Origin of the sequence: Aureimonas ureilytica (assembly GCF_001475935.1) — a bacterium.
GTDB lineage: Bacteria > Pseudomonadota > Alphaproteobacteria > Rhizobiales > Rhizobiaceae > Aureimonas > Aureimonas ureilytica_A.
Map to the genome: position 1 here is coordinate 62546 of NZ_LDQA01000021.1, position 12161 is coordinate 74706.

At 66.9% G+C, this 12161-nt stretch carries 10 protein-coding genes; 7 read left to right on the forward strand and 3 right to left on the reverse strand.

Features of this window, described 5'->3' with window-relative positions; all coding sequences use genetic code 11:
* The first annotated feature begins 105 nt into the window (after positions 1-105).
* From NS365_RS09110 to NS365_RS09125, 4 genes are all read left to right on the forward strand, one after another.
* A complete protein-coding gene (locus tag NS365_RS09110; RefSeq protein ID WP_374700797.1) occupies positions 106-939 on the forward strand; it encodes an ABC transporter permease in 834 nt (277 codons plus the stop codon).
* Complete coding sequence (locus tag NS365_RS09115; RefSeq protein WP_058599970.1) at positions 936-1760, forward strand: ABC transporter permease; 825 nt, start codon at positions 936-938, stop codon at positions 1758-1760. Before NS365_RS09110 ends, NS365_RS09115 begins: the two co-directional genes overlap by 4 nt.
* A complete protein-coding gene (locus NS365_RS09120; protein WP_058599971.1) occupies positions 1757-2881 on the forward strand; it encodes an ABC transporter ATP-binding protein in 1125 nt (374 codons plus the stop codon). Before NS365_RS09115 ends, NS365_RS09120 begins: the two co-directional genes overlap by 4 nt.
* Positions 2882-3014: 133 nt before the next feature.
* Complete coding sequence (locus tag NS365_RS09125; protein ID WP_244498410.1) at positions 3015-4463, forward strand: alkaline phosphatase D family protein; 1449 nt, start codon at positions 3015-3017, stop codon at positions 4461-4463.
* 112 nt (positions 4464-4575) lie between these two features.
* Here NS365_RS09125 and NS365_RS09130 read toward each other — a convergent pair whose 3' ends face one another.
* On the reverse strand, positions 4576-5205 hold the full coding sequence (locus tag NS365_RS09130) for an RBBP9/YdeN family alpha/beta hydrolase (protein ID WP_058599973.1): 630 nt from the start codon (positions 5203-5205) through the stop codon (positions 4576-4578).
* 216 nt (positions 5206-5421) lie between these two features.
* Complete coding sequence (locus tag NS365_RS09135) at positions 5422-7197, reverse strand: SLC13 family permease (protein WP_058599974.1); 1776 nt, start codon at positions 7195-7197, stop codon at positions 5422-5424.
* A gap of 187 nt (positions 7198-7384) precedes the next feature.
* Between NS365_RS09135 and NS365_RS09140 the strand changes: the two genes are divergently transcribed.
* Genes NS365_RS09140 through NS365_RS09150 form a run of 3 tightly spaced genes read left to right on the forward strand, consistent with a single transcriptional unit; the run spans position 7385 to position 11666 of the window.
* A complete protein-coding gene (locus tag NS365_RS09140) occupies positions 7385-10693 on the forward strand; it encodes a response regulator (RefSeq protein WP_193753421.1) in 3309 nt (1102 codons plus the stop codon).
* A complete protein-coding gene (locus NS365_RS09145) occupies positions 10690-11076 on the forward strand; it encodes a response regulator (RefSeq protein ID WP_058599976.1) in 387 nt (128 codons plus the stop codon). Before NS365_RS09140 ends, NS365_RS09145 begins: the two co-directional genes overlap by 4 nt.
* On the forward strand, positions 11076-11666 hold the full coding sequence (locus tag NS365_RS09150; protein ID WP_058599977.1) for a DUF533 domain-containing protein: 591 nt from the start codon (positions 11076-11078) through the stop codon (positions 11664-11666). The genes NS365_RS09145 and NS365_RS09150 overlap by 1 nt, the downstream gene beginning before the upstream one ends.
* Here the strand turns inward: NS365_RS09150 and NS365_RS09155 are convergent.
* A complete protein-coding gene (locus tag NS365_RS09155; protein ID WP_058599978.1) occupies positions 11644-12072 on the reverse strand; it encodes a CBS domain-containing protein in 429 nt (142 codons plus the stop codon). The genes NS365_RS09150 and NS365_RS09155 overlap by 23 nt on opposite strands.
* Between the last annotated feature and the right edge of the window lie 89 nt (positions 12073-12161).

A 12161-nucleotide genomic window follows, 5' to 3' on the forward strand; every position in this document is an offset into this window, starting at 1 on the left:
CAGCGCTGTGAGGTGAGCTTGTCGTCAAGCGTCGGAATTCTTCAAGCGAGCGAGAGTGGGGCTGGTACGGCCGGCCCTTTGGCGGAGCGGCGAGCCAAGCTTTCGATGGCGTGGCTCGGCGTCGTGCCGTTTCTCCTGTTCGCGCTTCTGTTTCTGATCGGGCCGACGCTCTACCTCATCATCGGCGCTTTTCAGAACCCGGCAGGCGAGTTCACCTTCGCCAATCTGACCGCCCTGTTTCAGCCGCAGATTCTGGCGGCCTACTGGATCTCGATCCGCATCAGCCTGGCCTCCGCTGGGCTCGGCGCGTTGATCGGCTTCTTCGTCGCCTATGCCATCGTGCATGGCGGACTGCCCTCCTGGGTGCGCTCCAGCACGGTCACCTTTTCGGGCGTCGCCTCCAATTTCGCCGGCATCCCGCTTGCCTTCGCCTTTCTGGCGACGGTCGGCCGGCTCGGCCTCGTCACCTGGTTCCTGAACGAGGCCTTTGGTCTCAACATCTACCGGATGGGCTTCAATCTCCTGAGTTTCTGGGGACTGACGCTCACCTATCTCTACTTCCAGATTCCGCTGATGGTGCTCATCATCGCGCCGGCGCTGGATGGTTTGAAGCGCGAATGGCGCGAGGCTTCCTCGATTCTGGGCGCGACCAACTGGCAATATTGGCGCATGATCGGCCTGCCCGTGCTCTTCCCGAGCCTGCTCGGCTGCTTCCTCCTGCTGTTCGCCAACGCCTTCGGCGCCATCGCCACGGCCTATGCGCTGACGGGCTCTTCGCTCAACATCGTGCCGATCCTACTCTACGCGCAGATCCGGGGCGACGTGCTCTACAATCCCAATCTCGGCTATGCGCTGGCTTTCGGCATGATCGTCATCACCGGCTGCTCCAACCTCCTTTACATCTGGCTGCGCTCGCGCGCGGAACGGTGGCTCAAGTGAAACCCCATCGCGTCACGGCCACGATCGTCGTTTGTCTGGCGGCGCTCTACTTCCTGCTGCCGCTCTGGGCGACCTTCCAGTTCTCGCTCTCCATGCTGCGCGGCACCTGGAGCTTTCAGGCCTACAAGGTCGTCTTCGCCGACCAGCGCTTTCAGGAGACGTTCCTTTTCTCGGCCGTGGCGGCGCTTGCCACCATCGTGCTCGGCGCGCTCCTCGTCGTGCCGACCGCCTATTGGGTTCGCCTGAAACTGCCGCGCTTTCGCCCCGTGGTGGAGTTCATCACGCTCCTGCCGCTGGTGATCCCGCCCATCGTGCTCGTGTTCGGCTATCTCCGGCTCTACAATTCCTCCTCCTGGCTGCCCTTCACCGATACTGTGGCCGGCACCAATGTGCTGCTCGTCTTCGGCTATACGGTTCTGGCGCTGCCCTACATGTATCGCGCGGTGGACACGGGGCTTCAGGCCATCGACATCCGCACGCTGACGGAGGCGGCAGAGAGTCTGGGCGCTAAGCGCGGGGCCATTCTCTGGAACGTCATCCTGCCCAATGTCCGCCCCGCCGTCCTGTCGGGCGCGTTCCTGACCTTCGCCATCGTGATCGGCGAGTTCGTTCTGGCGAGCCTTCTCAACCGGCCGGCCTTCGGCCCCTATCTCCAGAATGTCGGCGCCAACCGCGCCTATGAGCCGGCGGCGCTCGCCGTCATCTCGTTTGCCGTCACCTGGGCCTGCATGGTCCTGTTGCAGATGGCCGGCGGCCGGGCGCCGGGCAAGCCGCGCATGCGCCTTTTCTCCTTTCCCTCTCGCAAGCGAGCGTCCGCATGAGTTTTCTGACGATCGAAGGCGTTCGCAAGAGCTTCAACGGCACGCCGGTCCTGCGCGAGTTCGACCTGTCGGTGGAGCGCGGCGAGTTCGTGTCCTTCCTCGGCCCGTCCGGCTGCGGCAAGACGACCATGTTGCGCATCGTCGCCGGCTTCGAGACCCCGAGCGCGGGCAGGGTGCTGATCGCCGGCGAGGACGTTACGCTGACCCCGCCCAACGCGCGGCGCATCGGCATGGTGTTTCAGGCCTATGCGCTGTTTCCCAATATGACCGTGGGAGACAATGTCGGCTTCGGCCTGAAGATCGCCGGCATGGGCAAGGCGGAGATCGGCGCGCGGGTGGACGAGATGCTGCGCCTCATCAAGCTGCCGCATCTGAAAGACCGCTATCCCTACCAGCTGTCGGGCGGTCAGCAGCAGCGCGTTGCGCTTGCCCGCGCCATCGCGCCCAAGCCGCGCGTGCTTCTGCTCGACGAACCGCTCTCGGCGCTCGACGCCAAGATCCGCGTGTCGCTTCGCGAGGAAATCCGCGAGCTTCAGCGCGAACTTGGCATCACCACGATCTTCGTCACGCATGACCAGGAGGAAGCCCTGTCCATGTCGGATCGGATCGTGGTCATGAGCGAAGGGCGGATGGAGCAGGTCGGCACGCCCTTCGAAATCTACAACCGCCCGCGCACCCGCTTCGTCGCCTCCTTCGTCGGCACGCTCGGCCTCTTGGAGGGCGAGGCCGCGCAGGGCGACCGCGTGATCGTCGCCGGGCAGGAAGTCCAGGCCGAGACGCCGGGGGCCGCGCCCGGCAGCCGCGTCACGCTGGCGCTGCGGCCGGAAGCCCTGTCGCTTCAGCCCAATCTCGACCGGCGCAACCGGCTGAACGGCGAAATCGTGGATGTCGCGTTTCTCGGCTCGGTCGTGCGCATTCGCGCGCGCTTCGGCGAGAACGAACTGTTGATCGACACGTTCAACGACCCCGCCGCGCCGCCGCCGCCGCGCGGCGACAAGGTGAGCGTCTATTTCTCGCCCGATGACGTGCAGTGCCTCGATGCGGCGACGGGCGCGAGCCATCGCCCGCTACCCGGCATGGCCGGCGTTTCCGGTAAGCCGGCGCTGGCCGAGGTGCGCTGAGCGGCGAGCCGATCTACGCCGCGATCACAGACTTGAGAGGCCCTTGTAAGCCTTCGGTGTCGCCCGACATGATAAACCGGCCACTGGATTGGCCCCATGGGCCGGTCGGGCGCGAAGAGGTTTTGCATTGGACGTGTATGACGGAACGGCCGAACTCGCGGCGGGGCCTCTCCTTTTCGCGCGCGGGGCGGACGAGGCCGTCTGTCGTACGGCCGTGGTTTGCGTCACGCGGTCCGGCGATCCGGCCCCGCGCATTGTGGTGCCGGACGGCAAGGCCACCGCGCCGCTGCGCCTCGCCACGCTGTTCGAGCATGACGTCTGGCGCGCCGACCTGTCGCTGCCCGCCCGTGCGGGCGCGTCCTATGAGGTGAACGGTCGGCTCCATCCCGTCGTAACGCGGTTCGAATGCGATACCGCGCTCGCTTTCGTGTCCTGCAACGGGCAGGAGAACGGGGACGAGGCGCGCTCGCACGAGGATCGCGACGTGATGTGGCGTCGGCTCTGGAGCGAGCACCAGCGCCAGCCCTTCGCCTTGCTGCTGCATGGCGGGGACCAGCTCTATGCCGACGAGGCTTCGAGCGCGCATCCCGAGGTCGCGCGTTGGGCCGAGCTTGCCCTCGACGAAAGACCATCCGTGGTCTGGACGGACGAGATGGAAGAGGCCGTACGTTTCTACTTCTTCCGCCGCTATCTCGACCTTCTGCGCCAGCCCGCCGCCGCCTCGCTCTTTGCCCACGTCCCCTCGCTGATGATCTGGGACGATCACGATATTTTCGACGGCTGGGGCAGCCATCCGCCGGCCTTACAGGAAAGCCCCGTCGCGCTCGGACTGTTCAAGGCCGCGCGCGAGATGTTTCTTCTGTTCCAGCTGGGCGCAAACGAAGCGCATCTGCCGAGCATCTGCCCGGATCGCTCGGGGCAGAGCTTCACGCAGGCCGCGCATTTCCCCGGCCTGTCGGTGATCCTGCCCGATCTGCGCTCCGAGCGCCGACCCGATCGCGTGATGGGCGAGGCCGGCTGGTCCGCCTTCGACGCGGCGCTGGCGCAAGCGCCCGAAGGCGCGCGGCGCGTCGTCGTGTCCAGCGTGCCAGCGCTCGGGCCGCGCCTCAGCGTCGTGGAGGCGTTGCTCGATTTCTATCCCGGCCAGCAGCAATACGAGGATGATCTGCGCGACCAGTGGCAGAGCCGGGCGCACCGGGCGGAATGGCGGCGCTTTCTGGCCGCGCTGGAAGGCGAAGCCGTCTGCCGCCGCTCGCCGGTGACGATCGTGTCGGGCGAAATCCATCTGGCGACGCGCGGCACGATGGAGTGCCGCGAGGGCGTCCTGATCCATCAGCTCGTCGCGTCCGGCATCACCCATCCCAAACCGCCTCGCGCGCTGGGCCTAGGGCTTGGCCTTCTCTCGCGCCTGGGCGAGTCGCCGCTCAAGGGCCGCAAGATTCGCCTGCGCCCGCTTCCGGGGCAGAACGCGGTCTACACGGCCGATCGCAACTATCTCGTGCTGACGCGGGACGAAGGGCGCTGGCACGCCGCGTGGGAACTCGAAGAGCGGGGGCGAACCCCCGCGCTGGCTTTGGATTAGAAGCATCGCGGCAATGGGTGCGGCTTCTGCCGCCGACGCGACCATGGCGCTGGCTGGAGCCTCAGCCGGTCATCCGTCCGGCGAGTGGGGCTGCTCGGGCGCTCCCCAGCCCCTAGCGCTGGCCTGCCGTGTTGACGCCGAAGGAATAGATCGGCGCATGGGCGACGGCCGAAAGATGGGGCGCGGCCGCCGCGGGGCCGTTGCGCTCCCAGCCATTGGCGAGGTCGCGCGCCAAGGTCTCGCCCTCGCTCCAGCGCCCATATCCGCTCGCCCGGTTGATATGGCCGGCGTCGCCCAGATCGATGAAGCCCGAGCCCCAGGCCTGCGCGAAGGAGCGGGCCGTCGGCAGGCTCATATAGGGATCGTTCCGCGAAGCCACCACCACGGAGGGAAAGGGCAGGGCCTCGCGCGGAATGGGAGCGAAGGACAGGAAGCGCGGGTCGCTGCGCGCCATGCGCGCCGAATCGGCCGGGGCGACGAGCAGCGCGCCCGCCACATGTTCGGCCGAGGGGCGCGAGGCCAGATGCGCCACCAGAATGGCGCCCAGACTATGGGCGACGAGAACGGCGCCCGGCGCGGCGGCGAGATGGGCTTCCAGCGTGTGAAGCCATTCGCTGAGGATCGGGTTCTCCCAATCCTCCTGCTCGACCAGAAGGGCGTCCGGGTCGTTTTCGGTGAGATGGCGCTGCCAATGTCCGTTTTCCGAGCCGCGCCAGCCGGGAACGACGAGAATGCGAGCCATGGGTTCGGTTCTCCCTCTGGGGCGCGCGACGATCGCGCCGGTTTCGTAAGAGACTCTTTCGGGAGCCTGCCGGGCTTTCGAAACAGCGTGTGAGGGACAATCTACCGGCGAGGTCGATCATTTCGAAACAAACCCATGCTGAAATCCGCCGGGGAGGCGAATGACGGTTCCCCGAAATTCGCCTCCGGCAGCATCATCCCCGGATGATGCGCAGCATCAGCCCGGCATGACCGGCCAGACGAAGGCGATCAGCGGCACGCCGACGAAGAGCACGATGAGCGACAAAGGCAGGCCGAGCCGCCAGTAATCGCCGAACCGATAGCCGCCGGGCGCCATGACGATCGTGTTGCACTGGTGGCCGATGGGGGTGAGGAAATCGCAGGCCGCGCCCAGCGCCACCGCCATCAGGAACGGGTCGGGGTTGAGCCCGAGCCGCACCGCGAGACTTCCTGCGATGGGTCCGAGCATCAAGACGGTCGCGGCATTGTTGAGAAAGGGCGTCACGCCCATGGCGAGCAGCGTCACCATGAAAAGCGAGGTGAGCGGCGAGAGTCCGTGCAGCGCGGTGGAGAGCCAGCCGGCGATGAGATCGGTGCCGCCCGTGGTCTGGATGGCCTCCGACAGCGGGATCAGCGCGGCCAGGAGCACGATGACCGAGGCTTCCACCGTCTGATAGGCCTCGTGCATGCTCATGACGCGCAGAAGAAGCAGCACGACGGCCGCGCCGAAAAAGGCCGCGACCGCGCTGACGAGACCGGTCGCGGTCAGGATCATGGCGGCCGCCAGCACGCCCAGCGGAATAAAGGAGCGCCGGTTGCGCCCGAGCACGATCGAGCGCTCGGCCAGCGGCAGGATCTTGAGGCTGCCAAGCGCTTCGGGCACCGTCTCGCTCGTGCCCTTGAGCACGAGCACGTCCCCTTCGCGCAGGCGCACGGAGGAAAGGTGCTGGCGGATTTCGGTGCCCGCGCGGCTGACGGCGAGGATGGTGACGCCGTGCGCGGCTTCCAGCGAGAGCTTGCCGATGCGCGAGCCGACGATGGGCGATTGCGGCGTGACGACGCCCTCCACCACGCTTTCGCTTTCGATGTCGCCCGCCTGCGTCGTCGGCTCGCCCACCAGCGTGAGGCCGGCGCGCGCCACGGCGCGCTCGATCCCCTCGGGCTCGCCGACGAGAAGCAGGTCGTCCTCTTCGCGCAGAAGAAGAGCGGGCGCGGGCTCCAGGCGGCGGAAGCGCTCGCGGATCACGGTGCGCACGGCGATGTCGCCATCGGCGGCCGCTTCCAGATCGGCCACGGTGCGGCCCGCAAAGCTGGAGCCCTCCGGCACGCGCGCTTCGGCGGTGTAGGCATCCAGCGCGAAGCTCTCGCCGACCGCGCCGCCCGGCTTGCGCTTGGGGATGAGGTTGGAGGCAAAGCACAGGAACAGGAAGCCGACCGCCACCACGCCGAGACCGACCGGCGCATAGTCGAACATGGAGAACGGCTGGCCCGTCATGTCCTGCCGGATCTTGGACACGATGATGTTGGGCGAGGTGCCGACCAGCGTCACGAGACCGCCGATCAGCGACCCGAACGCCATGGGCATGAGAAGCTGGGAGATCGACGTGCCGCTCTTGCGCGCGACCTGCGAGGCGACAGGCATGAACATGGCGAGCGCGCCGACATTCTTGGTGAACATGGCCAACAGCGTGACCGCGCCGACCAGCACCATGACCTGCCGCTGCGGCGTCTTCATGAAGGGCATGAACGGTCGCATGATGTCTTCCACCACGCCCGAGCGCGCAATGGCCGCGCTCACCAGAAGCGCCGCCACGACGATCACCACCACGTCGTCCGCGAAGCCGGAAAAGGCCGCCTTGACCGGCACGATGCCCGTCGCGACGCCGGCCAGAAGTCCGGCGAGCGCGATCAGATCGTAGGGCAGGCGCCCCCAGACGAACCCGGCCACGGTCAGGCCGACCAGTCCGAACGCGAGGGCTTGATCAAGGGTCATGGAGGGGCTCGTGACGAAAAGGCCTCCGGCGTGGGCCGGAGGCTGAACGAAAGGGAGGCTTGCGCGTTGTTCCGGCCACTGCGCGAGCGACGGCCCGCGCCCTGGGGGACGCATGGTGATGAAGAATGGCGCCGGAAGCGCATCCGACAATGAGTCGGCGCGCAAAGACAACGGCGGAATGGGGCGCATGGGGCTTCTTGCCGCGCTGCTCCTGGTTCTGGCGATCGCCGCTTTCGGCTGGACGGTCTGGCAGTCGCGCCAGCGGGACGCGCGCATCGAGGCCAATACCGAGGTCGGCACGCAGACCGAGCGCTTCCTCTCGATGATCGTGACGCTCGAAACCTCGTCGCGCGGCTTCGTGCTGGGCGGAACGGAAGTCTTTCTGGAGCCCTATCGCTTGGCCGAAGCGGGGCTCGACGCGCAGCTCAACCGCATGTCCCAGAGCTGGGAGGCGGCGGGTGCGGACCCCGCCCGTCTTCAGCGCCTGCGTGATCTGACGGCGGCCGAACGCGCCTTCGAGGCCGATGTCGTGCGCCTGCGCACCGATGCCGGCTTCGAGCCGGCGGCCGAACTCGTGCGCTCCAGCCGGGGGCGCGAGCTGATGGACGACATCCGCGCCGAGGTGGCGACCGTGCAGCGCAACGCGCAGATGCGGGTCGATGCGGCGACGGCGGCCGGGCGGCGCACCGACCTCATTTCCAACCTCGCTTTCCTGCTCGCCGTCGCCGCCGCCGGATCGCTCGCTATTTTGGCTTTCCGCCGGCAGCTCGAAGGGCGGCGCCATGCCGACCTTCTCAGCTCGGTCATGCGCAACGCGCCGATCGGCACCGCCTTCGTGTCGCGCGATTTGAAGCTTGGGCGCATGAACGAGGCGTTTCGCGAGGCTTTGGCCGAAGAAGGGCGCAAGCCGCGCGCGGGCGACGATGCGCTCACCTTGTTTCCGAACGACCAGAAGCGCTTGACCCGCCTGTTCGACGAAACGCTTCGGCGTGGCGCGATCCACAATGACGTCGAGCTTCGCGTCGGCGAAGGAGACGAGGAGCGCGTCTTCCTTGCGAGCCTCTATCCGCTGCGGGCCGAGGGGCGAAAGACCGCCTCCGAGATCGTGGGCGCGGGCATCGCGCTGATCAACGCTACCAAGCGCGTGCGCGCCGAGGCGCGGCTCGCCGCCTCGGAGAGCCGCTTCCGCTCCCTGATCGAGGCGACCTCCGCCATCGTCTGGTCGGCGCCGAATTCGGGCCGCTTCAGCGGCGAGCAGCCCGGCTGGGCACGGTTCACCGGGCAGAGTGAGGAAGAATACAGCGATTTCGGCTGGGTCAACGTGCTCCACCCCGACGATCGCCAACGCTCGGCCGACGCCTGGAAGGCGGCGGTGGAGGCGAAGGAGGTCTACAAGATCGAGCATCGTATCCGCCGTGCCGATGGCGAATGGCGCGATATGATCGCGCGCGCTGTGCCCATTCTGGGAGCCGACGGCCAGCTCGTGGAGTGGATCGGCACCCACACCGACATCACCGATCAGAAGCGCACAGCCGCCGAACTCGGCGAAACCAACGAGCAGTTCCGCGCCATCGCCGACAACATTCCCCAGTTCGCCTGGACCGCCAAGCCGAACGGCGAGATCTATTGGTATAATCAAAGGTGGTTCGACTACACCGGCTCCACCATGGACGAGATGCGCGGCCACGGCTGGATCAAGGTCCACCATCCCGACCATGTGGAGCGGGTGCGTGAGGGGCTGGTGAAGCGCTTCGCCGAAGGGCTGCCGTGGGAGGACACGTTCCCGCTCCGCGCGGCCGATGGGTCCTACCGCTGGTTCCTGTCTCAGGCCATCCCGATCCGGGACGAGATGGGCGTGATCCGCCGCTGGTTCGGCACCAATACGGATGTCACCAGCCAGCGCGCGGCCGAGGAAGAACTTGCCGCCGCCAAGGAAAGCGCGGAGAACGCCAACCGCGCCAAGTCGCAGTTCATCGCCAATATGAGCCACGAGCTGCGCACGCCGCTCTCGGCCGTGATCGGCTATGCCGAAATGCTGGAGGAGGAGGTCGAGGATCTCGGCCAAGCGCATCTTCTCACCGATCTCAAGAAGATCGAGGGCAATGCGCGCCATCTCCTCAGCCTCATCAACGACGTGCTCGATCTCTCCAAGATCGAGGCCGAGCGCATGGACATCTATGCCGAGAGCTTCGGCGTCGCGGCCGTGATCGACGAGGTGGCCTCGACGGTGGGCTCGCTGGTGGCCAAGAAGTCCAACCGCTTGGAGTTGAAGCTCGACGGCGATCTCGGCACCATGCACACCGATCAGGTAAAGCTGCGCCAGTGCCTGATCAATCTCTTGTCCAACGCCTCGAAATTCACCGAAAACGGCACTATCACGCTGCATGCCGTGCGCTCGGAAGGCGACGGGCGCGACTGGATCACCTTCGAGGTTAGCGACACGGGCATCGGCATGACGCATGAGCAGGTCGGTCGCCTGTTCGAGCGTTTCACGCAGGCCGACAGTTCGACCACACGTAAGTTCGGCGGCACGGGCCTGGGGCTCGCCATCACGCGCGCCTTCTGCCGCCTGCTCGGCGGCGATATCGGCGTGCGCTCGGAAGAGGGCTCAGGCACGACCTTCACCATCCGCATTCCGGCCGAGGTGGAAACGCCGCCCGAGGTCGAGAACGGCGCCGACACGGTGATCATCGGCGAGGCGACGCCGCACGGCGCGGTCGGTCTGGTGCTCGCCATCGACGACGATCCTCATGCGCGCGAACTCATGATGCGGTTCCTGACCAAGGAAGGCTTCTCCGTGCGCACGGCGGCCGACGGTATGAGCGGGCTGGAACTGGCGCGCATGGTGAAGCCGGACGTGATCCTGCTCGACGTCACCATGCCCAAGATGGACGGCTGGACGGTGCTGACCGAGCTGAAGGCCGACCCGGACCTTTCCGAAATTCCGGTGATCATGATCACGATCATCGACGAGCACAGTCTCGGCTTCGCGCTCGGTGCCTCGGACTATCTCCTGAAGCCCGTGGAATGGAGCAAGCTGAAATCCGTCATGGCGCGCTACCGCACGCCCGACAATTCGCTGGTTCTGGCTGTCGATGACGACGAGGACGCGCTTCAGCGCACCGCGACGCTTCTGGAGCGCGAGGGGCTGGACGTCGTGACGGCGGTGAACGGGCAGGAAGGGCTGGAACGCGTCGCGGTTCAGAAGCCCGGCCTCATCCTTCTTGATCTCGTCATGCCCGTGATGGACGGGTTCGGCTTCCTCAATGCGCTGCGCTCGCGCGAGGAATGGCGCGACATTCCCGTGCTCGTGCTCACCTCCAAGGATCTGACGCGCGAGGAGTTCGAGCGCCTTCAGGGCCAGACCCAGCGCATTCTCATGAAGGGAGACGTGGACCTCAGGGAGCTTGCGGGCCAGATCCGCGTTATGACACGCAAACAGATGAGCGAAGCGCTGCCCGACGGGCGGACAAGCGAATTGGAGAATGTCCGATGACCCGTATCCTGCTGGTGGAAGACCACGAAGAAATCTGGGACTTCCTGTCGCGCCGTCTTCAGCGCCGGGGCTACGAAGTCATCCTCGCCCATGACGGGCAGGACGGCGTGGACAAGACCAAGGTCGCCGCGCCCGACATCGTTCTCCTCGACATGAACCTGCCCGTGCTCGACGGCTGGACGGCGGCGCGCACCATCCGCGCCGATCCATCCATCCCGCGCATTCCGATCATCGCGCTGACGGCCCATGCCATGTCCGGCGACCGGGAAAAGACGCTGGCCGCAGGCTGCGACGACTATCACGCCAAGCCGGTGGATTTCTCGCGCCTGCTCGGCCAGATCGAAGCCCTGCTGCCGGCCGCCACCGAGCAGGCCGCCACCTGATGGGAATGGACTGGCTCTGGCGCTTTGCCGGCCGCGCCGCCGGCCCGCGTGACGGGCAGGGGCTGGCGCTGGAGACGCTCGATCTCACAGCGGCCGTACCGCCGGTCGCGGAGGCCCCGTCCGCCATTATGCGCCGGCAGCGGGACGCGGCGTTGAAGGTTCTGTCCGCCAAGGTGCTGGGGGCGCATCTCGCCAACCGGCATCAGATTTCCTACCCGCTGACGATCGACTTCCGCTCCATGGCGGAAGACGAGCGGAACTTCCTTCTGGATGCGGCGGCAGCGGCGGCGCTGTCGGGTGGTGAAAACGAGACCGCGCTGGCGGCCGCTTGCGAGCGGCTGTCGCGGCGCGGGGCGGATGAGGCGGCTTTGGCCCGCCTGCGCACGACGGTGGCCGGCGCGCCGCCTTCGGTTAACGCCATCGTGGAGCGGGCTCAGGGCATGGACCGCGCGGCCCATGCCTATGCCGTGTCCCTGATCGCGGCGGGCTCGCGCGCCCCGGCGGCCCAGCTTTACCTCACCTATCTGGCCGCGCGGCTCGGCCTGTCGCAGGAGGTGGTCGGCAGCGTCAACCGACGCTACCGCGACTGATCTCGGCCAGCCCGTCCTGCACCGTGCGCGAATCCAGAAGCAGCTTGCGCGAGAGGTCGGCCAGCGTCACCCAGCCGACGACCCTGCCGCCCTCGCTGCGCACCGCCAGCCGGCGAACGTGATTGGCGGCCATCAGGTCCATCGCGGTCTGGAGATCGTCGCTCTCGCGGCAGGCGATGACGGGGGAGGAGAGAATGTCGCTCGCCTCGACCTGCGCCGGATGCAGGCCGCGCGCCACCACGCGGTAGAGAATGTCGCGGTCGGTCACGACTCCCAGCAATTCCTCGTCGGAGCCGATCGGTAGGGCGCCGACATCGAGTTCGCCCATCATGACGGCCAGCTCCGACGCGGGGTCGCCGGGCGCGGCATATTCGACATGCCGAGTCATGACGGCTTCGATCTTCATGGTCCTGTATCCCCTCGTGCAATCCTTGCCGCGCTTGAACGCAGCAGGTCGCGAAGAGTTCGCCGCAGGGTGCGCCCGCTTCACCGAAC

What these genes read in the sequence shown, in the direction of transcription:
- NS365_RS09110 (WP_374700797.1), top strand. Translation starts at nt 106, where the DNA reads ATGGCGTGGCTCGGCGTCGTGCCGTTTCTCCTGTTCGCGCTTCTGTTT.
- NS365_RS09120 (WP_058599971.1), top strand. Translation starts at nt 1,757, where the DNA reads ATGAGTTTTCTGACGATCGAAGGCGTTCGCAAGAGCTTCAACGGCACG.
- NS365_RS09130 (WP_058599973.1), bottom strand. Translation starts at nt 5,205, where the DNA reads ATGGCTCGCATTCTCGTCGTTCCCGGCTGGCGCGGCTCGGAAAACGGA.
- NS365_RS09135 (WP_058599974.1), bottom strand. Translation starts at nt 7,197, where the DNA reads ATGACCCTTGATCAAGCCCTCGCGTTCGGACTGGTCGGCCTGACCGTG.
- NS365_RS09140 (WP_193753421.1), top strand. Translation starts at nt 7,385, where the DNA reads ATGGGGCTTCTTGCCGCGCTGCTCCTGGTTCTGGCGATCGCCGCTTTC.
- NS365_RS09145 (WP_058599976.1), top strand. Translation starts at nt 10,690, where the DNA reads ATGACCCGTATCCTGCTGGTGGAAGACCACGAAGAAATCTGGGACTTC.
- NS365_RS09150 (WP_058599977.1), top strand. Translation starts at nt 11,076, where the DNA reads ATGGGAATGGACTGGCTCTGGCGCTTTGCCGGCCGCGCCGCCGGCCCG.
- NS365_RS09155 (WP_058599978.1), bottom strand. Translation starts at nt 12,072, where the DNA reads ATGAAGATCGAAGCCGTCATGACTCGGCATGTCGAATATGCCGCGCCC.